Consider the following 16,517-nt stretch of genomic DNA (forward strand, 5'->3'; position numbering starts at 1 on the left):
TCGGGGGGTCGAATGGCGCCCCGGTATGGTCCGTCAGATCGGTCGGGGTCTTCACCGGCCCCGTTTGAACGAGAGGGACTAGATCCTCTCACTCGCGAACTCGCAAATTCACATGCCGGGTTGCGCGCATCCCCTCTCCCCGCGGGCGGGGAGAGGGCTCCGGCGACTTCATGGTCGACGGAGCGAGGCGGCAATCGAGGGTGAGGGGGTGTTTCCGGAGGGATCTCATCCGGAAACACCCCCTCACCCTCGCGGCGAACCTGCGGTTCGCTGCTCCCTGAGCCCCTTCGGAGCTCAGGCCTCTCCCCGCCCGCGGGGAGAGGAGGATCCTCGCGCTCGTCCTTCGAGGATGAAGCGGGGACCGGCGAAAGCCAATCCGGTATCGGCCGCGCCCTCCTCCAGCCGCACCCGCAACTCTGCGGCCCGCAGCCCGACGGTCCGCCGCGCCTCGCCCGCATCACCCCCCTCGGCGATCACCGTGCAGACCGGCGCCCCCGCCTCGACGCGGCTGCCGGGGGATGGGCGGTCCATCGCCCAGTCGGGCCAGTCGAGGGGCGGCACGGCGGGAATCGCCGACGCGGCGTACAGGATCTCGCTCGCGGCGGCCCCCGGGAGGCACGGGCGATGCTCCGGCAGCCGTCCGCGCGAGGCCGCGATGTGGGCGGCGAAGAGCGGGACCGGCCCGCGGTCGAGCACGTCGAGGGTGGCGCCGGGGCGCGGATTGACCTCGAGCAGCCACCAGCGCTCGCCCTCGACCAGAAGGTCGGCGCTGACGAGGCCGGAGAGGCCAGTCGCCGCGACGAGGGCGGCGAGCACCCGCTCGGCCGCGTCGCGCACCCGGGGCGGCAGGGCGGCCGGCCCGGCGGCGCCGGCGTAGCGGAACGGGCGGTCCGGCCCCGGCGCCGCCCATTGCTCCGTCACCGCCAGCACCGCGACGTCGCGCCCGTCGGCGAGCGCGGCGAGGGAGCGGGGCAGGCCCGGCATCCGGCGCTGGAGATAGGTGCCGGCCGGGAGCGGACCCGGCGCGGCCGGGCGGATGTGGCCGCCGCCCGAGGCGCCGCGCCCCTTCGCCAGCCAGGCCTCCGGATCGGGCACCGGCGCCAGAGCGATCTCGGGGTGCGGGATGTCGAGGCGCCGGCACAGGGCCGCGAAGCCGGCCGGATCCTTCAGGGCCGCGACCGCCTCGGGAGACGCGCCGAGCAGGGCGTGGCGCCCGGCAAGCGCGCGCATCAGCTCCGGCGCGCCCTCGAACCCCGAGCCGAGGACGAGGCCGATCGCGTTCTCCGCCTCCGCCGCGAGGCCGGCGAGCGCCGCCGCGACGCCCCGTGCACCGAGGCCGGTGCCGAAGCGGCCGGGCACGCGGCGGTAGCCGGCGGCGAGCGCGCGGGTATCGGCATCGCCGAACAGGTCGGCGACGAAGGGACGGTAGCCGGCGCGGCGCGCGGCGGCGGCGAGCGCCCGGCCCGACTGCGCCGCGATCAGGACCGCCTCGGGCCTCACGCCGCGGCCGGGCGGTCGGCCAGCTCGACGGCGAGGCGGTAGGCCTCGCGGAAATCGAGGACGAGGGGCCGGTCGGCCTGGAGCAGGCGGCGGAACAGGCCGGCCTGGGTCCCGTACTTCACGTTGCCGATGGCGAGCGCCCCGATGCCGACGCCCCGCCCGCCCGGCAGCGGCACCGCATCGGCGTGGACGTCGATCCCGGCGATGCCGGCCGGCGGCACGGCGTTGACGTCGGCGGCGACGAGGAGGCGGGTCGCCCGGGTCAGGTCGTCGGCGCTCAGCACCTGCACGCCCGCGGCGGCGGCGGACAGGATCACCTCCGCGTCCCGGGCCGCGTCGAGGCGCCCCTCCGGCGTCGCGCCGTCGGCGGCCTCGACGGCGACGCCGAAGCGCGCCCGCATGCCGTCGGCGATCGCCGCCACCCGCTCGCGGCCGTTATAGCCGACGATGACCGGCTGCGCGCCCTCCTGCGCGGCGATCACCGCGGCGCAATAGGCGACGACGCCGGTGCCGCCGAAGATCGCGACGCGCTTGCCGTTCAGCGCCTCGCCGAACTTCTCCTTCAGCGCCTTGCGCGTGCAGGCCACCATGGCGGCGCCGGTGGTGAAGGAGCCGGCCGGATCGGCGAAGACGTGGTTGGCGAAGGGCGGCACGAAGGCGCCGGTCGCGGCGTCGACCATGTCGAGGGCGGCTTCCGCGTTCTTGCCGCCGATGAAGATCGCCGTGCGGGTACCGTCCTGCGGCGCGCGGGAGAAGATCGAGTCCTGGACCAGCGGCACCACCTCGCCGGGCTCGACGCTCGTGTAGGTCGAGACGACGTCGAAGCCCGCATCCACCGCCATGTTCACGTCGAACGGGCTCATGTGCTTGAGCGGGGTCAGCATGTGCAGGATCGAGCGGCTCAAGCGGACCTCCTCACGGAACGACGGCGCGGCGGACCTCGCCCGAATCGCCAGGGAGGACGGCCGCGCCGCTTGTAAGCCGTGCGGCCCCGTCTGTGGCCTGTCCATTGGTGCAGTGCGCCGGAGGGGGCCGGCTGCCGCCTCGATCGGGTGCCGCGCCCCGGGGGCGTCCGGTCCGACTGGCTCGACAGTCTCGACGATCTCCTGGTCGTTCCGGGGCCGCGCAGCGGAGCCCAATCAGACAGGCCGCACATCGCAACTGACTTATACCACGAATCAATACATGATGATTTCCGAGCCGATCAGGCAGAATCGGCAGTGCGTGTCATCGACGCGGAGAATGTCGAACCGCACTGGACACGATTGACGTTTCCGGCGATCGTGCCGCACACGCCCGCATCATGGCTGAAGGGAATGTTCGACCATGCTCACCGGCTCCTGCCTCTGCGGCACGGTCGCGTTCACCGTCGAGGAGCCGCTGCCCGGCCTCTACCAGTGCCATTGCTCGCTGTGCCGCAAGGCGACCGGGTCGTCGAACAACACCGCCGCGATCGTGGCGACGTCGCGCTTCCGCTGGATGCGGGGCGGGGAGGCGATCCGCTCCTTCGTGCGCGACACCGGCTACCGCAACGATTTCTGCACCACCTGCGGCAGCACGGTCCCGAACCTGATGACGTCGGGCGAGACGATGTGGATTCCGGCGGGGCTCCTCGACGAGCCGACCGGCGCGGCCGTCACGACGCATCTGTTCGTGGCCTCCAAGGCGGAGTGGGACGAGATCGGCGGCACTGGGCAATCGTACCCGGGCATGCCCGACCGGCTGCCCTGACGATCGGCCGCTCGCGCGCCCTACGATGCGTCGACCTCCGCCCCCCGGTTGCGCCCGCGGGCGATGCGGAAGGCGAGGTCCGGGTGGCGGGCGCGCAGGGACGCGACGAGGGCCTCGGCCTCGGCCTCGTCGCGGGTCAGCGCGAAGCCGGTCGGCCCCCAGGAGCTCTGGCCGAAGCCGGCGATGCCGGCGGCCTCGACGTCGGCGAGCGCCGCCGCCACCGCCGCGCTGGCGTAGCGCCCGCCCTGATGGGGGGCGAAGTAGTCGCCGATCCGGCGCTGGATCTCGGTGATGCCGGCGCCGAACCGGGCCAGGTCCTCCGTGACCGCCGCCGGGAGCACCTGCATCAGCACCGTGCGGCAGATCTCGGCGGCCTCGGGGGCGGGGAAACGGGGGAGCTGGCGGAAGGCGCGGCGCTCCTCGGCGCCGTGCACGCCGGTGCGGCCGGCATCGAGGATCAGCACCACCCGCCACGCCTCGGGGAAGGGCAGCCGGGCGATCACCGGCGGCGGCGCGTCGCCGTCGTCGCGGCCGCCGTCGACGATCAGGCCGCCGGTGACGAAGGCGGCGAGGCCGACGCCGGAGCGGTTGCCGCGGTCGAGCACGTCGGCGAAGGCCGCCGGCGAGAACGGCGCGCCGTGCAGCGCGGCGAGTGCTGCGGCGACCGCGAGGGCGAGCTGCGTGCCCGAGCCGAAGCCGGCATGGGCCGGGATGGCGTCCGCGAGGTGGAAGGCGCCGGCCTCCGGCACCCCGAGATGGCGGGCGGCGAGGGAGGCGTAGCCGCGCACCCGCTCGCACTCGCCGGCGATGCCGGGCGCGTCGGCCCCGGTGACCGTCAGGCCGTCGGCCCGGGCGGCGGTAAGGTCGATGGCGGGGGCGTCGAGCCCGAGGCCGATGCTGCCGAAGCGCCGGCCGAGCCCGCCATGCAGGTCGAGGAAGCCGAAATGCAGCCGGGCCGGGGCGCGCACCCGCACCCTCGCCCGCGCCGTCCCCACCTCGTGCGCCAAACCGGCCTCGCTTCCTGCTTCCCGGGTGAAGCGGCTCCGCGGGAGCCGTTTCGGGGCCGGACTGTCCCACACCGGCCGCCGGCTGGGCAACTCGGGCACGGCGGATATTCGCCCGGCGGGAGGCCGGGCCGAAGCCGGACTTTCGGGGGACTTGCCTGGCCGGGGGCCCGGGTGCAACCGTCCCTGCGTGACGCAGCGCCCGGCGGGACGCCGCGCGGCAGGAACCAGCGAGGGCGGATGACGGCCTGGATCGACGGGCAGGCGGTGGAACGGGGCACGGCGGTCGCGGCGGCGGCGTCGCTGCTCGCGGAGGCGCACGGCCCGGTGATCGCCGGTCTCTGCGCCGAGGCCGCCGCCGTGCAGGCGGCGTACGACCTCGCCCGGGCGATCGGCGCCTCCCTGGATCCCGCCGCGGGCGCGGGCCTCTACGCCGATCTCGGGGCTCTGGCCTCGGGCGGCGCCATGACCACCACCCCGGCCGAGGCGCGGGGCCGGGCCGACCTGGTGCTGGTGCTCGGCGCCGCGCCGTGGGCCTCCGGGCTCCCGGGCGACCTGGCGGTGGAGGCGCCGGTGCGCGGCCGCGCGGCCGGGCAGCCCCGCGCGCTCCTCGCCCTCGGCGGCCCCGGCGACGGCGGCGTCCGGCACGTGGCGTACCCCGCGGGCGAGGCCGGGCTGCCGGCGGATATCGGGCTGCTGCGCGGCCTCGTCGCCGGCCGGATCGCCGGCCCCCATCCCCTCGCCGACCTCGCGTCGCGCCTGCGCGGGGCGCTCTACGGCGTCGTGGTCTACGATCCCTCCGAGATCGGCGCCCTCGCGGCCGAGATGCTGAACGGCCTCGTCAAGGACCTCAACGAGGTCACGCGCTGCTTCGCGCTGCCGCTCGGCGACCCCCATCAGGGCCGGGCGGTGACCCAGGTCGCCGCCTGGAGCACCGGCCAGGGACCGCGGGTCGGCTTCGGCCGCGGGCGCCCGGAGCACGATCCCTGGCGCTTCGACGCCGCGCGCCAGGCCGAATCCGGCGAGATCGACGCCGCGCTCTGGCTCGCCTCCCTGCCGGCCCCCCTCCCCGCCTGGACCCGCAGGGTGCCGACCGTCGCGCTCCTCGGCGCGCCGACGGGCGACGAGGCGCGGGTGGTGATCGGCGTCGGCGTGCCGGGCGAGGCCTTCGGCGCCGCCCTCTGGCACCCGCGCCGCGCGGCCATCGCGTGGCAGGAGGCGGCCCGGCAGGAGGCGCCCCGGCAAGAGGCGGCCCGCGGGGCGGGCGCGCCGCAGCCCGACGTCCTGCCGTCCGCGGCGGCGATCCTCGCCGACCTTCAGGCCCGGCTCGCGGCCTTCCCCGTCTCGAACCCGGAGCGCTCCGCCTCATGCTGACCCGCATCGCCGGCGGCCGGGTGGTCGATCCGACCGCCGGGCGCGACGCCGTCAGTGACGTCTGGATCGAGGACGGCCGCGTCGTCGCCCCCTCGGACCGCGCGCCCGACCGCACCATCGACGCCGCCGGCTGCATCGTCATGGCGGGCGGCGTCGAGGTCCACTCGCACATCGCCGGCGGCAACGTGGTGCTGGCGCGCCTGCTGCTGCCGGAGCTCGGCGTCTCCGAGCCCGACGCGCCGAACCCGCACGGGTCGGGCCGCGACGTCGGGATGCTCTACGCCCGGATGGGCTACACCACCGCGGTCGAGCCGGCGATGCCGCCGGTCAACGCGCTCGCGACCCAGCTCGAGCTCGCCGAGATCCCGCTCCTCGACCGGGGCGGGCTGTGCGTGATGGGCAACGACGACCAGCTGCTGCAGCTCCTGCGCGACCGCGAGAGCGCGGATGCCGTGCGCGACCTCGTGGCGCTCAACGTCGCGACCTCGCGGGCGCTCGGGGTCAAGGTCATCAATGCCGGCGGCGCCGACGCCTTCAAGGACGGGGCGGTCCGCTTCGCCCTCGACGACGAGGTGCCGGCCTACGGGCTGACCTCGCGCACCATCCTCAACGGGCTCCTCGACGCGGTCGAGGCGCTGAAGGTGCCGCACCCGCTCCACGTCCATTGCAGCAATCTCGGCCTGCCGGGGGCCGACGACAGCCTGATCGAGACGCTGGAAGCGGCGGAAGGCCGGCGGATCCACTTCGCCCACGCCCAGTTCTACGCCTACGCGGCGGTCGACAAGGACAACCCGCTGACCGGCGGCTTCACCTCGGCCGCGCCGCGCATCGCCGAGGCGCTGGCGCGCCATCCCAACGCTACCCTCGATATCGGCCAGGTGGTGTTCGGCCAGACCGCGACGATCTCGCTCGACATCCTGCGCCAGTTCTCCGGCCGCAAGGCGGCGAGCCCGAGGAAATGGATCGTCAATGCCGGCGACGCCGAGGGCGGCGGCATCGTGCCGTTCCGCTACCGCGACCGCGGCCCGACCTCGTCGCTGCAATTCGCCATCGGGCTCGAGATGATGCTGCTCTCGCCCGACCCGGAGCGCACCATCCTGACCACCGACCACCCGAATGGCGGGCCCTTCACCGCCTATCCGCGCATCCTCCACCTCCTGATGGACAAGGAGGCCCGCGACCGCGAGGTCGCCGCCCACCCGAAGGTCGCCGCCGAACGCTCGGGCCTGGCAGGCATCGAGCGCGAATACACCTTGTCGGAGGTGGCGCAGCTCACCCGCTCGGGCCCGGCGAAGCTCCTCGGCCTCGCCGATCGCGGCCACCTGCGCCCCGGGGCACGAGCCGACGTCGCGATCTACCGCGACCAGCCGGACCGGACCGCGATGTTCGCCCGCGCCCACCGGGTGCTGAAGGACGGCGCGGTGATCGTCGAGGACGGCGAGGTCGTCGCCTGGACCCGCGGCCATACGCTCAGCCTCTCCGTCGAGGCCGATGCCGGCATGGCGCGGCGGACCGATGCCTATCTCCAGGGCCGCTTCGGCGCCGGTCTCTCGAGCTTCACCGTACCCGATGCGGCTTTTCCCGATCGTGAGGTCTTCGAGGCGGTGTCATGCCGGACCTGATTCTCCACGGCATCCGGGTCGAGGACACCTTCGCGGAGGCCTTCGACATGGCGGCCACCGCCCTGGTGCTGACCGCCGAGACGCCCGAATGGGCGATGATCGCCGCGACCACGATGACGGGCTTCGCCACCTCGGTGATCGGCTGCGGTGCCGAGGCCGGGATCGATGCCGTGCTCTCGCCCGGCGAGACCCCGGACGGGCGCCCGGGCGTGCGGGTGCTGCTGCTCGGCTTCGATGCCGGCGGCCTCAAGGACCAGCTCCTGCGCCGGGTCGGGCAATGCGTGCTGACCTCGCCGGGCAGCGCGGTCTTCGCCGGGATCGCCTGGGACGACCCCAACGTCGGCAAGGCCCTGAAGCTCGGCGGCGCGATCCGCTATTTCGGCGACGGCTTCGCCACGGCCAAGCGCGTCGAAGGCCGGCGCTACTGGCGCACGCCGGTGATGGACGGCGAGTTCCTGTGCGAGCACTCGGTCCCGACGATCAATGGCGCGGTCGGCGGCGGCAACCTGCTGTTCCTCGGCCGGCGCTTCTCCGACACCCTGCGGGTGGCCGAGATCGCGGTCGCGGCGGCGCGCACGATCCCCGACGTGATCCTGCCCTTCCCGGGCGGCGTGGTGCGCTCCGGCTCCAAGGTCGGCGCGCGCACCAAGGGCATGATGGCCTCGACCAACGACGCCTACTGCCCGACCCTCAAGGGCCGCGCCGGCTCGGCCCTGCCGCCGGAGGTCGACGTGGTCTTGGAGATCGTCATCGACGGGCTGTCGTCGGCGAGCGTCGCGGCCGCGATGCGGGCGGCGCTCCACGCCTCGACCAGGGCCGGGGCCGATCTCGGCCTCGTCGCGGTCACGGCGGGCAATTACGGCGGCAACCTCGGCCGCCACCACTTCCACCTTCGCGACCTCATCGGGGAGGCCGCATGAGCACCCTCACGCTCCGCGAGGCGCCCGAGCGCCTGGACCTCGCCGGCCTCACCCCCGCCGCCCTCGCCGGCCTGTCGGAGGCGGAGGCCGCCCGCCTGGTCGTCGGCACCGGCCGGCGCGGCCTCACGCTGGGCGACTGCTTCGCGCTTCGGCTCGACGGCTCGGACGAGGTACGGATCGTCGGCGCCACCGACCGGCTCGACCGGGTCGGCGCGGGCCTGTCCGCCGGGCGGATCGTGGTCGAGGGCGATGTCGGCCAGCGCCTCGGCGCCGGCATGACGGGCGGGACGGTGACCGTCTCCGGCTCCGCCGGCCCCTTCGCCGGCACGGCCGCCAGGGGCGGCACGATCCGCATCGCCGGCGATGCCGGCGAGAGCGCCGGCGGCGCCCTCCACGGCGCGGCGGCCGGGCTCGACGGCGCGACGCTGGTGATCGACGGCACGGCCGGCGATCGCCTCGGCGACCGGATGCGCGCCGGGCTGATCGTCGCGACGGCGGCCGGCGCCCATGCGGGCTCCCGGATGATCGCCGGCACGATCGTGGCCGACGCGATCGGCGACCATCCCGGCTACGGCATGCGCCGCGGCACCCTGGTCGCCGCTCGCCACGGCGCCCTGCTGCCGACCTTCGTCGAGACCGGGCGGCAGGACCTCGTGGTGCTGAAGCTCCTGGCGAAGTCGCTGGACGCCCTGGCGCCGGAGGCGGCGTCGCTCCTGCGGGCGCCGATGCGCCGCTACGGCGGCGACCTCGCGACGCTGGGCAAGGGCGAGCTGTTCACGCCGGCGGGGTGAGAGCAACGACCACGGGCCGGGGTTGCCTCTCCGACGGTTCTCCCCCCCTCGATGTCATCCCGGGGCCGCACAGCGGAACCCGGAATGGCATGGGACATGGCAGAATAGCCCACCGTAGCTACTCAGCGACCATCCGATTCTCTGCGCGATCTTCGCCTTATCTATTTCTGGATCGATAAAGCACCGGATCCCCTCTCCCGTGTGGGAGAGGGGTAGGGGTGAGGGTGACACGCTTCAGGATCAATCTCTGGACGTCACGCTGCCAGCACGACGTTCAGCGCTCTATACTGAAGCGTGTCACCCTCACGCGGGATCTTCGATCCCCCGGCCCCTCTCCCACGCCTTGCAGCGATACCGGGCAAGGATCCTCCGGCAAGCCCGGCATCGCCTGGAGAGGGGAGTCGCGCTCTACCTTTTTCGAATTGAAGAATCGCAAATCGTATTACAACCTCGCCTGGATCTTCTTCGCGATCGCGCCCAGCCGCTGCTCCAGCAGGGTCGGCACCTCGCAGACATAGGTCAGCGACTGGCTGCGCTCCTGGAAGATGCGCTTGTCCCAGGCGAAGCGGGTCTCGAGCTCGGTCAGCTCCTTGGTGTCGGGCACGTCCGGCGCGGTCTTCACCTCGCTGATCTTCCCGGCCTCGTCGCGGATGCGCTCGGCCATCACCCGCTGGCCGCGGGCGTAGCGGCCGATGCCGGCCACCACCTTGTCGCGCTCGCCGTTCAGCACCTCGAACACGCCGGCGAAGACGCGGGTCAGGCGGGCGTCCTTCTCGGCCTTGTCCAGCTTCCCCGCGAAGGCGTCGAGGAGGCCGTCGACCTCCTCCAGCGGCAGCCGGCGCGACGCGATCTTCTGGGCGAGCAGGGCCGCGTCGGTGTCGTTGCCCCACTCGGCCAGCGCCTGGGTCGGGTCGGGCCCGGTCCAGACCGCGCCGGGGCCGAGGGTCGAGACCTTGCGCTGGGCGCAGGGCCAGTCGGGATCGGCCTTGGGCTGGGCGAGCGCCGGGGCGGCGCCGAGGATCAGCAGCGTGGCGAGAGCGGAACGGAGCATCATGGACATCTCTCTCACAGGCGGTCAGCCCGCATCTCCGGCCGGGCCGCCGCGCCGGGCGAGCAGCCCGCGGCCGGGATCGTAGGCGGCCACCGCCATGACGAAGAACGCGAGTCCGGTCCCGACCACGACCGCGCAGGAAACCGGGTTGAAGGCGCCGTAGAGCGCGAAGCGCACCAGCTCGACGGCGTGGGTGAACGGGTTGATCTGGCAGATCCAGTAGAGCGTCGCGCTCGATTCGTTGATCCGCCACAGCGGGTAGAGCGCCGAGGAGGCGAAGAACATCGGGAAGATCACGAAGTTCATCACGCTGGCGAAGTTCTCGAGCTGGCGCACGAGCGACGACAGGAACAGCCCGATCGCGCCGAGCATCAGCCCCGCGGCGAGGAAGGCCGGCAGGGCGTAGAGGTAGCCCATCCACGGGATGTCGGTCTCGAAGAAGCTCGCCACGGCCAGGAACACGTAGGCCTGGATCAAGGAGACGATCACCCCGGCGACGAGCTTGGCGAAGAGCAGGCTCCAGCGCGGATAGGGGCTGGTGAGCAGCACCCGCATCGAGCCGACCTCGCGGTCGTAGACCATCGACAGCGAGGATTGCATGCCGTTGAACAGCTGGATCATCACCGCGAGGCCCGGCACGACGTAGACCTCGTAGAGGACGTAGGTCTCGTAAGGCGGCGTGATCGACAGGCCGAGGGTGTTGCGGAATCCGGCGGCGAAGATGAACAGCCAGACCAGCGGCCGCACCAGCGCCGAGAAGAACCGCTCCTTCTGGTTGAAGAAGCGCAACAGCTCCCGGCGGACGATGCCGGCGAGCGCGATGAGGTAGCCGCCGGCATCGAGCCGTCCGCGGACCGGGGTGAGGCTCGCCCCCGCGCTCATGCGACCCTCCTCGGCTCGGGTCCGCGCGCGGCGGTCATCTGGCGGAACGCGGTCTCGAGGGAGCCGGAGGGCTCGCTCAAGGCCCCGGCGAGGCCGCGGGCGACGATGCGGCCGCGATGCAGCACCACGACCCGGTCGCCCGCGTCGACCTCGTCGAAGATGTGGGTGGCCCAGAGCACCGACAGCCCCTCCTCCCGCACCAGCGCGCGGACGATGGCGACGATGTCGGCGCGGGATTCGAGGTCGAGGCCGACGGTCGGCTCGTCGAGGAGCAGCAGGTCGGGGGCGTGGATCAGCGCCCGGGCGATCTCGATCCGCCGCGACTGGCCGCCCGACAGGGTGCGGATCTTGTCGTCGCGCCGCTCCAGGAGGCCGATGCGGGCAAGCAGCGACTCGATCCGCGCCAGAGCCGCCTTGCGGGGAATGCCGTGGAGCGCCGCGTGGTAGAGCAGGTTCTGGCGCACCGTCAGGTCGGTATCGAGGGTGCGGGCCTGGAACACCACGCCGAGGCGGGCGAGCGCACGCGACGGCTCGCGGTTCAGGTCGTGCCCGAGCAGCGCGACCCGGCCGGCCTGGCTGGCGTAGAGCCGCGTCACCACCGAGAACAGGGTGGTCTTGCCGGCGCCGTTCGGCCCGAGCAGCGCCACGAAGGCGGCGCGCGGCACCGCGAACGACACGTCGTCGAGCGCCGTGCGGGCGCCGAAGCGATGGGTCACGCCCTCGACCGCCAGCGCCTCCGCGCTCATCGGCCGAGCGCCCAGCGGGCGTCCCGCACCGCGTCGAGACACTCGTCGTATTCCTTCTCGCCGAGTTCCCGCTCGGCGACGCGCAGCTCCTTCTTGAGCGTCCGCGCGACCGCCTCGGGCGGCGACTTCGCCAGCTCGGCCTTGATCGTCGCGATGCCGTCCCGGCACGACGCCGCGTCGTCGGCGCGAGCGGGGAGCGCCGTCAGCAGGATGAGGGCGGCGAGGGCGAGACGCATCCGTGGGATTCCTCCGGTTCTTTCGGGGCGATGTAGGCCGCGCGGGGGGAGCCGCAAACCCCTGTCACTTCACGATGAAGCGCCCGGTCATGCCGCGGCTCTCCAGTCCCTGGACCGACCACGGGAACTCGCCCGCCCGCACCGTCACGAACTCCACCGCGATCGTGCCCTGGTCGTCGAATTCGAGGTGGTGCGGCGGCCCGGCCATGTGCACCTCGAGGTGATTGATGACGATCTGGTTCATCCACACGCCGCGGAAGAACTCGCTGGCGAAGAACTTGTACTCCTTCTGCCCCTTGGCGGTGATGCGCAGCCGGTAGGACTTGCCGGCCTCCATCTCGATGTCCTTCACCGGGACGGCGTAGTCGTTGTCCTCGGCGCCGAGGACCAGGTCGGGCAGGTCGGTGCGGCCCTTGGTGAGGTCGTGGGCGAAGGCGTGGGTGGCGAGGAGGCTCGCGGTGAGGGCGGCGGTGAGAAGGACGCGCATGGATGATCCGGATGGGAGGTCGAGCACATTCCCCTCTCCCGTGTGGGAGAGGGGCCGGGGGTGAGGGTGCTACGGTTCTGAGTCTGACTCCAACCGTCACGCTGCCAGCACGACGGCAGGATCTACATTCGGAAGCGTGTCACCCTCACCCCTACCCCTCTCCCAAACGGGAGAGGGGATCCCGCGCTCCACTGGTCTCGGAGCGCGGTGGGGAAAACTACTGCGGCGAGACCGCGACGCCCCACGGCAACAGGCCGACGGGAATGCTCTTCGTCACCTTCATCGCCGCGACGTCGATCACCGAGACGTCGTTCGAGGTGCCGTTGGTGGTGAAGAGCAGCTTCTGGTCGGGCGTGAAGGCGAGCTGCCACACCCGCTGGCCGACCGGCAGGTACTTCTCGACCTCGTAGGTCCTGGCATCGATCACCGCGACCCGGTTGGCGGGGCCGAGCGCCACGAAGCCCTTGGTCCCGTCCCGGGTCAGGCGGATGCCGACCGGCTGGATCTGCTCGTCGGTGACGCCCGGGATCTTGAAGGTGATCTTCTTGACCACCTTGCGGGTCTCGACGTCGATGACCGAGACGGTGCCGCCGACCTCGGCCGAGACCCAGAGCCACTTGCCGTCCTGGCTGAACTCGGCGAAGCGGGGCCGGGCGTCGACCAGCACGTTGTCGATCACCTGGAAGGTCTTGGTGTCGATGAAGTGGGCCATGTTGGTGGTCTCGGAGGTGTTGACCAGGATCGAGCCGTCCGGGCTCAACCCCATCCCCTCCGGCTCGACGCCGACCGGCACCTCGGCCACCACCTTGTTCTTCTCGATGTCGAGCACCGTGACCTGGCTGTCGTCCTCGTTGGCGACGTAGAGCGGGTTGCCGGAGGGGCTGGCGATGAACTGCTCCGGGTCCGGCCCCGAGCGCAGCGAGCGCACGACCTTGCCGGTCTTGGTGTCCAGCACGTCGATGCGGTCGTCGTCGCTGGCGCAGACGTAGAGCAGGCTCCCGTCCTTCCCCACCGTGATCCCGCGCGGGCGCCGCCCGACCGGCCAGGTCGCCGTGACCTTCAGGCTGTCGACGTCGATGACGCTGACCGAGTTGCCCTTCTCGTTGGTGACATAGACCGTGGTGGCATGGGCGGGCGCGGCGGCGAGGAGCGCGGCCGCGAGCATCGCGCAGGGCGCCGGTCCGATCCGGTGACGGCTCATTCATCCTCCCTTCCGGCCGCGCTCTTGTCCCCGCGGTCCGTCTTCTGGTCTCGGGTTCTTACATCTCGGGTACTTACCTGGCCCGCCGCGCCATCGCGCGCGAGACCGACTTATGGCCGGGTCACGACTTCGTCAGCTTGCACTGCGTCTCCGGCAGGTCGATCCCGAGCGTGTCGAGCGGCGTGCGCTGGTGCAGGTAGCCCTGCTCGGGGGCCACCGCCACCAGCGCCTGGGGCTGGACCAGCAGCAGCGGCTGGCGCAGCTGGTGGTCCCAGGGACGGAAGCTCAAGGCCACGCCCTTGTAGCCCGGCAGGCTGAAGGCCGGATCGGCGATGGCGGCCGCGAGCGCCGCCGGGTCGACCGTCCTCTTCTGGAAGGCGGCCTCGCCCACCGCCCGCACCGCCGCCCAGACCTGGTAGTCGAGCGGGCGCATCAGCCGGCCGGCGAGGCGGCGGAAGCGGTTCTGGGCCTGGGCGGCGCCCCACACTTCCAGGGTCGGGTGCCAGGTGGTCGGGACGAGGCCCTGCGTGCCGACGACGGGCCGCGGATCGACGGTGTGGAACGGCACGTAGTCGCCGAAATCGCCGGCCTCGTCCGCCACCACGGCGACGTCGTAGTCGAGGCCGCGGGTGAAGACGAGGGCCTCGGCCCGGGTCGGGGTGTCGCCGCGGGCCCGCGCCAGCGGCCCGAAGGTCCAGGGCCGCTCCGCGCTGACCTGGAGCCCGAACTTCTTCGCCGAGCGCTTCATCGCCTCGGCCCACAGCTTGTCGCCGTCCTGCGGACCGGTGATGAGGAAGAGCTTGCGCCAGCGCATGAAGGCGAGGAACTGCGCCAGGGCATCGGTCTGCATCGCCCGGCTCGGGGCGACGTGGAACACGTCGGCGCGGCAATCGGTCCCGCGCAGGCGGTCGTCGGGCGCGGCCGCGTTGAACAGGGTGACGCCCGATCCTTTCAGCGCGTCGGCCACCGCCAGCACCTCGTCGGCGGGCAGCGCCAGCACGATGAAGCGCAGGCCCTTGGCGGCGAGGCCGCGGGCGGCCTCCACCGGGCTCTGCGGCGTCGGCTCGCCGGGGGCGGCGGTGCCCAAGGCCACCGCGTCGAGGGCGTAGCTCTGGCGCACGAAGCGGCCGGTCGTGGTGTTGTCCTGGATCGCGAGCTTCGCGCCGGCCAGCCCCTCGTCCTCGGGGGCGGCCTGGGCGTCGTAGGAGGACGGGGCCGGGGCCGGCCGGTAGATCAGGCCGATGCGGATCTCCGCGGCCTGCGGCGCGGCCGCCGGGGGCGCGGCGGGCGCCTGCTGCTGCGCGCGGGCGGCCGGCATTCCCGCCAGCGAGGCGAGGAGGCCGAGGGAGGCGAGGGTGGCCTTGCGGAACTGTGCCATGCGGGCGGCACGCTACCAGGGATTCTCCGGCGGCCTCAACGCCTCATCGATGAGGATTCCTTAAGACCCGCACCCTCCCCCGAAAGTCCGAAGGCGGGCGCCCGGCCTGCGCGTTGCGCCGCCGGCCGTCGGCGTGCGAGGGTCCGCCCGATGCTGGTTCTCCGCGCCCTTCCGGCCCTCGCGGCCCTGCTCGTCGGCCTGCCCGCCGCCGCGGCGCAGGACAAGCCACCGACGGACACGTCTCGAATGGACAAGGCGGCGGTGTTCGGGATCGAGCTCGCCGAGCCCGGCACGATCGGGCCGCGCCCCTTGCGGCCGGAGGATGCGCGGCGGCTCGGCCTCGCCAGCGAGGCCCTGCGCCGGGCGGTGACGGAGCGCGGGCTCGAGCCGGTGGATCTCGGCCCCCAGGCCGCGGCGATCCGGCGCGACGCGCCGTTCTACAAATGCGAGGGCTGCGCGGAGACGATCGCCCGGGCGGCCGGGGCGGCCCTCGTCGTCTACGGCTACGTCCAGCGCAGCGCCCCCCAGGTGCTCAACCTGAGCATCACCATCACGGAGGCCGGGAGCGGCAAGGTGCTGCGCGGCGGCCAGGTGGTGATCCAGGGCGATACCGACGACACCTGGCTCCACGGCGTCCGGTCGCTGGTGAAGAACCGCCTCTTCGCCGAGCCGCTGCCGAACCGGACCTGATCCCCGTGCCCCCCACCTCCCCTCCCCGCACCCGCCTCCTCGTCAGCGTGCGCGACGCCGCCGAGGCGGCACTCGCCCGCGATCACGGCGCCGACCTGATCGACGCCAAGGACCCCGACCGCGGCGCCCTCGGGGCGCTGCCGGCCGACACGGTACGGGCGATCGCGGCCGCCGCCGGCGACCGGCTGTCGAGCGCGGTGGCGGGCGAGCCGCGGGACGGGGCGCAGGCCACGGCCTGCCTCGCGGCGCTCGCCGGCACCGGTGTCGGCTACCTCAAGATCGCCTGGGCGCCGGGGCGGGAATCGGCCGGATTGCGCCTGCCCGCCGGTCTCCCGGTGATCGCGGTCCTGTTCGCCGAGGACGGGCCGGACGGGGCCGACGTGCCGGCGCTCGCCGCCGCCGGGTTCGCGGGCGCGATGATCGATACCAGGGGCAAGGACGGGCGCCGGCTCACCGACCACCTGCCGCTTCCGCGCCTCGCCGGCTTCACGGCCGCGTGCCGGGCGCACGGGCTGCTCTCGGGTCTCGCCGGCTCGCTCGCCCTCGACGACATCCCGGCCCTGGCGGCTTTGGGGCCGGGCTATCTCGGCTTCCGCGGCGGGTTGTGCGCGGCGGCGGACCGGACGGGGCGGCTCGATCCGCAGCGGATCGCGGAAGGCGCGCGACGCCTCGCGGCGATCGTGCCCCGCGTCGAGGCCGCGTGATCGTGACCGTGCGGGCGGGGGCTGGTCGCGAGCGGATCCGAGCCAAGATATGGCGCGGGATCCCCTCTCTCGTGTGGGCAGGGCTGCCGGGGGTCGAGGATGGCGCGAATTTTCTCCCTCTCCCCGCGCGCGGCTGGACTGTCCGGGGAAAAGAAATAGCGCGAGCTTTCCCCCTCCCCCCTCTGCGGGGGAGGGTGCCC

17 protein-coding genes are annotated in these 16,517 nt (G+C 73.3%); 7 read left to right on the forward strand and 10 right to left on the reverse strand.

Features of this window, described 5'->3' with window-relative positions; genetic code table 11:
- Positions 1-294 precede the first annotated feature (294 nt).
- On the reverse strand, positions 295-1,500 hold the full coding sequence (locus tag A5481_RS09225; RefSeq protein ID WP_064503894.1) for an ATP-grasp domain-containing protein: 1,206 nt from the start codon (positions 1,498-1,500) through the stop codon (positions 295-297).
- Positions 1,497-2,405: an NAD(P)-dependent methylenetetrahydromethanopterin dehydrogenase gene (locus A5481_RS09230; RefSeq protein ID WP_048436280.1), complete on the reverse strand. Its 909-nt coding sequence runs from the start codon at positions 2,403-2,405 to the stop codon at positions 1,497-1,499. Before A5481_RS09230 ends, A5481_RS09225 begins: the two co-directional genes overlap by 4 nt.
- 421 nt (positions 2,406-2,826) lie before the next feature.
- Between A5481_RS09230 and A5481_RS09235 the strand changes: the two genes are divergently transcribed.
- Complete coding sequence (locus A5481_RS09235; RefSeq protein ID WP_048436279.1) at positions 2,827-3,231, forward strand: GFA family protein; 405 nt, start codon at positions 2,827-2,829, stop codon at positions 3,229-3,231.
- A gap of 20 nt (positions 3,232-3,251) precedes the next feature.
- Here A5481_RS09235 and A5481_RS09240 read toward each other — a convergent pair whose 3' ends face one another.
- Positions 3,252-4,238 (reverse strand): beta-ribofuranosylaminobenzene 5'-phosphate synthase family protein, encoded by a 987-nt coding sequence (locus A5481_RS09240; protein WP_048436278.1) that lies wholly within the window; start codon positions 4,236-4,238, stop codon positions 3,252-3,254.
- 237 nt (positions 4,239-4,475) lie between these two features.
- Here A5481_RS09240 and A5481_RS09245 point away from each other — a divergent pair, with 237 nt between their 5' ends.
- From A5481_RS09245 to A5481_RS09260, 4 genes are read left to right on the forward strand one after another with little or no spacing between them, the layout of a single operon-like run.
- Positions 4,476-5,609 carry a molybdopterin-binding domain-containing protein gene (locus A5481_RS09245; RefSeq protein WP_048436277.1) on the forward strand — a complete coding sequence of 378 codons (1,134 nt, stop codon included), beginning with the start codon at positions 4,476-4,478 and terminating at the stop codon, positions 5,607-5,609.
- Complete coding sequence (locus tag A5481_RS09250; RefSeq protein WP_048436276.1) at positions 5,603-7,231, forward strand: formylmethanofuran dehydrogenase subunit A; 1,629 nt, start codon at positions 5,603-5,605, stop codon at positions 7,229-7,231. The genes A5481_RS09245 and A5481_RS09250 overlap by 7 nt, the downstream gene beginning before the upstream one ends.
- Entirely contained in the window at positions 7,219-8,151 is a 933-nt protein-coding gene (gene fhcD / locus A5481_RS09255; protein WP_048436275.1) for a formylmethanofuran--tetrahydromethanopterin N-formyltransferase, read from the forward strand. The genes A5481_RS09250 and fhcD overlap by 13 nt, the downstream gene beginning before the upstream one ends.
- Entirely contained in the window at positions 8,148-8,942 is a 795-nt protein-coding gene (locus A5481_RS09260; protein WP_048436274.1) for a formylmethanofuran dehydrogenase subunit C, read from the forward strand. Before fhcD ends, A5481_RS09260 begins: the two co-directional genes overlap by 4 nt.
- Positions 8,943-9,384: 442 nt before the next feature.
- On the opposite strand, the gene A5481_RS09265 is transcribed toward A5481_RS09260, so the two are convergent.
- From A5481_RS09265 to A5481_RS09295, 7 genes are all read right to left on the reverse strand, one after another.
- Positions 9,385-9,993, reverse strand: a complete 609-nt coding sequence (locus A5481_RS09265; protein ID WP_048436285.1) for a hypothetical protein — start codon at positions 9,991-9,993, stop codon at positions 9,385-9,387.
- 24 nt (positions 9,994-10,017) lie between these two features.
- Positions 10,018-10,875, reverse strand: a complete 858-nt coding sequence (locus tag A5481_RS09270) for an ABC transporter permease (protein WP_048436273.1) — start codon at positions 10,873-10,875, stop codon at positions 10,018-10,020.
- Positions 10,872-11,621, reverse strand: coding sequence for an ABC transporter ATP-binding protein (locus A5481_RS09275; protein ID WP_048436272.1), 750 nt, complete (start codon positions 11,619-11,621; stop codon positions 10,872-10,874). Before A5481_RS09275 ends, A5481_RS09270 begins: the two co-directional genes overlap by 4 nt.
- Entirely contained in the window at positions 11,618-11,857 is a 240-nt protein-coding gene (locus tag A5481_RS09280) for a hypothetical protein (protein WP_048436271.1), read from the reverse strand. The genes A5481_RS09275 and A5481_RS09280 overlap by 4 nt, the downstream gene beginning before the upstream one ends.
- A gap of 64 nt (positions 11,858-11,921) precedes the next feature.
- Positions 11,922-12,344, reverse strand: coding sequence for a cupredoxin domain-containing protein (locus A5481_RS09285; protein ID WP_048436270.1), 423 nt, complete (start codon positions 12,342-12,344; stop codon positions 11,922-11,924).
- A gap of 217 nt (positions 12,345-12,561) precedes the next feature.
- The gene (locus tag A5481_RS09290) at positions 12,562-13,509 is read right to left on the reverse strand and encodes a YVTN family beta-propeller repeat protein (protein WP_425339764.1); all 948 of its coding nucleotides are present in this window, start codon (positions 13,507-13,509) and stop codon (positions 12,562-12,564) included.
- Between the two features lie 157 nt (positions 13,510-13,666).
- The gene (locus A5481_RS09295; protein WP_053082539.1) at positions 13,667-14,863 is read right to left on the reverse strand and encodes an ABC transporter substrate-binding protein; all 1,197 of its coding nucleotides are present in this window, start codon (positions 14,861-14,863) and stop codon (positions 13,667-13,669) included.
- 210 nt (positions 14,864-15,073) lie between these two features.
- Between A5481_RS09295 and A5481_RS09300 the strand changes: the two genes are divergently transcribed.
- Positions 15,074-15,613: a DUF3280 domain-containing protein gene (locus tag A5481_RS09300; RefSeq protein WP_064503895.1), complete on the forward strand. Its 540-nt coding sequence runs from the start codon at positions 15,074-15,076 to the stop codon at positions 15,611-15,613.
- Entirely contained in the window at positions 15,610-16,317 is a 708-nt protein-coding gene (locus tag A5481_RS09305; protein ID WP_425350163.1) for a (5-formylfuran-3-yl)methyl phosphate synthase, read from the forward strand. The genes A5481_RS09300 and A5481_RS09305 overlap by 4 nt, the downstream gene beginning before the upstream one ends.
- The last annotated feature ends 200 nt before the right edge of the window (positions 16,318-16,517 follow it).

The sequence above is a fragment of the Methylobacterium platani genome (assembly GCF_001653715.1).
In the GTDB taxonomy this organism is placed as follows: Bacteria; Pseudomonadota; Alphaproteobacteria; order Rhizobiales; family Beijerinckiaceae; genus Methylobacterium; species Methylobacterium platani.

Bases quoted from the DNA above. Each gene is read 5' to 3' on its own strand.
- A5481_RS09235 (WP_048436279.1), top strand. From the start codon at position 2,827: ATGCTCACCGGCTCCTGCCTCTGCGGCACGGTCGCGTTCACCGTCGAG.
- A5481_RS09265 (WP_048436285.1), bottom strand. From the start codon at position 9,993: ATGCTCCGTTCCGCTCTCGCCACGCTGCTGATCCTCGGCGCCGCCCCG.
- A5481_RS09280 (WP_048436271.1), bottom strand. From the start codon at position 11,857: ATGCGTCTCGCCCTCGCCGCCCTCATCCTGCTGACGGCGCTCCCCGCT.
- A5481_RS09270 (WP_048436273.1), bottom strand. From the start codon at position 10,875: ATGAGCGCGGGGGCGAGCCTCACCCCGGTCCGCGGACGGCTCGATGCC.
- A5481_RS09260 (WP_048436274.1), top strand. From the start codon at position 8,148: ATGAGCACCCTCACGCTCCGCGAGGCGCCCGAGCGCCTGGACCTCGCC.
- A5481_RS09275 (WP_048436272.1), bottom strand. From the start codon at position 11,621: ATGAGCGCGGAGGCGCTGGCGGTCGAGGGCGTGACCCATCGCTTCGGC.
- fhcD (WP_048436275.1), top strand. From the start codon at position 7,219: ATGCCGGACCTGATTCTCCACGGCATCCGGGTCGAGGACACCTTCGCG.
- A5481_RS09300 (WP_064503895.1), top strand. From the start codon at position 15,074: ATGCTGGTTCTCCGCGCCCTTCCGGCCCTCGCGGCCCTGCTCGTCGGC.
- A5481_RS09285 (WP_048436270.1), bottom strand. From the start codon at position 12,344: ATGCGCGTCCTTCTCACCGCCGCCCTCACCGCGAGCCTCCTCGCCACC.
- A5481_RS09250 (WP_048436276.1), top strand. From the start codon at position 5,603: ATGCTGACCCGCATCGCCGGCGGCCGGGTGGTCGATCCGACCGCCGGG.
- A5481_RS09295 (WP_053082539.1), bottom strand. From the start codon at position 14,863: ATGCCGGCCGCCCGCGCGCAGCAGCAGGCGCCCGCCGCGCCCCCGGCG.
- A5481_RS09245 (WP_048436277.1), top strand. From the start codon at position 4,476: ATGACGGCCTGGATCGACGGGCAGGCGGTGGAACGGGGCACGGCGGTC.
- A5481_RS09290 (WP_425339764.1), bottom strand. From the start codon at position 13,509: ATGCTCGCGGCCGCGCTCCTCGCCGCCGCGCCCGCCCATGCCACCACG.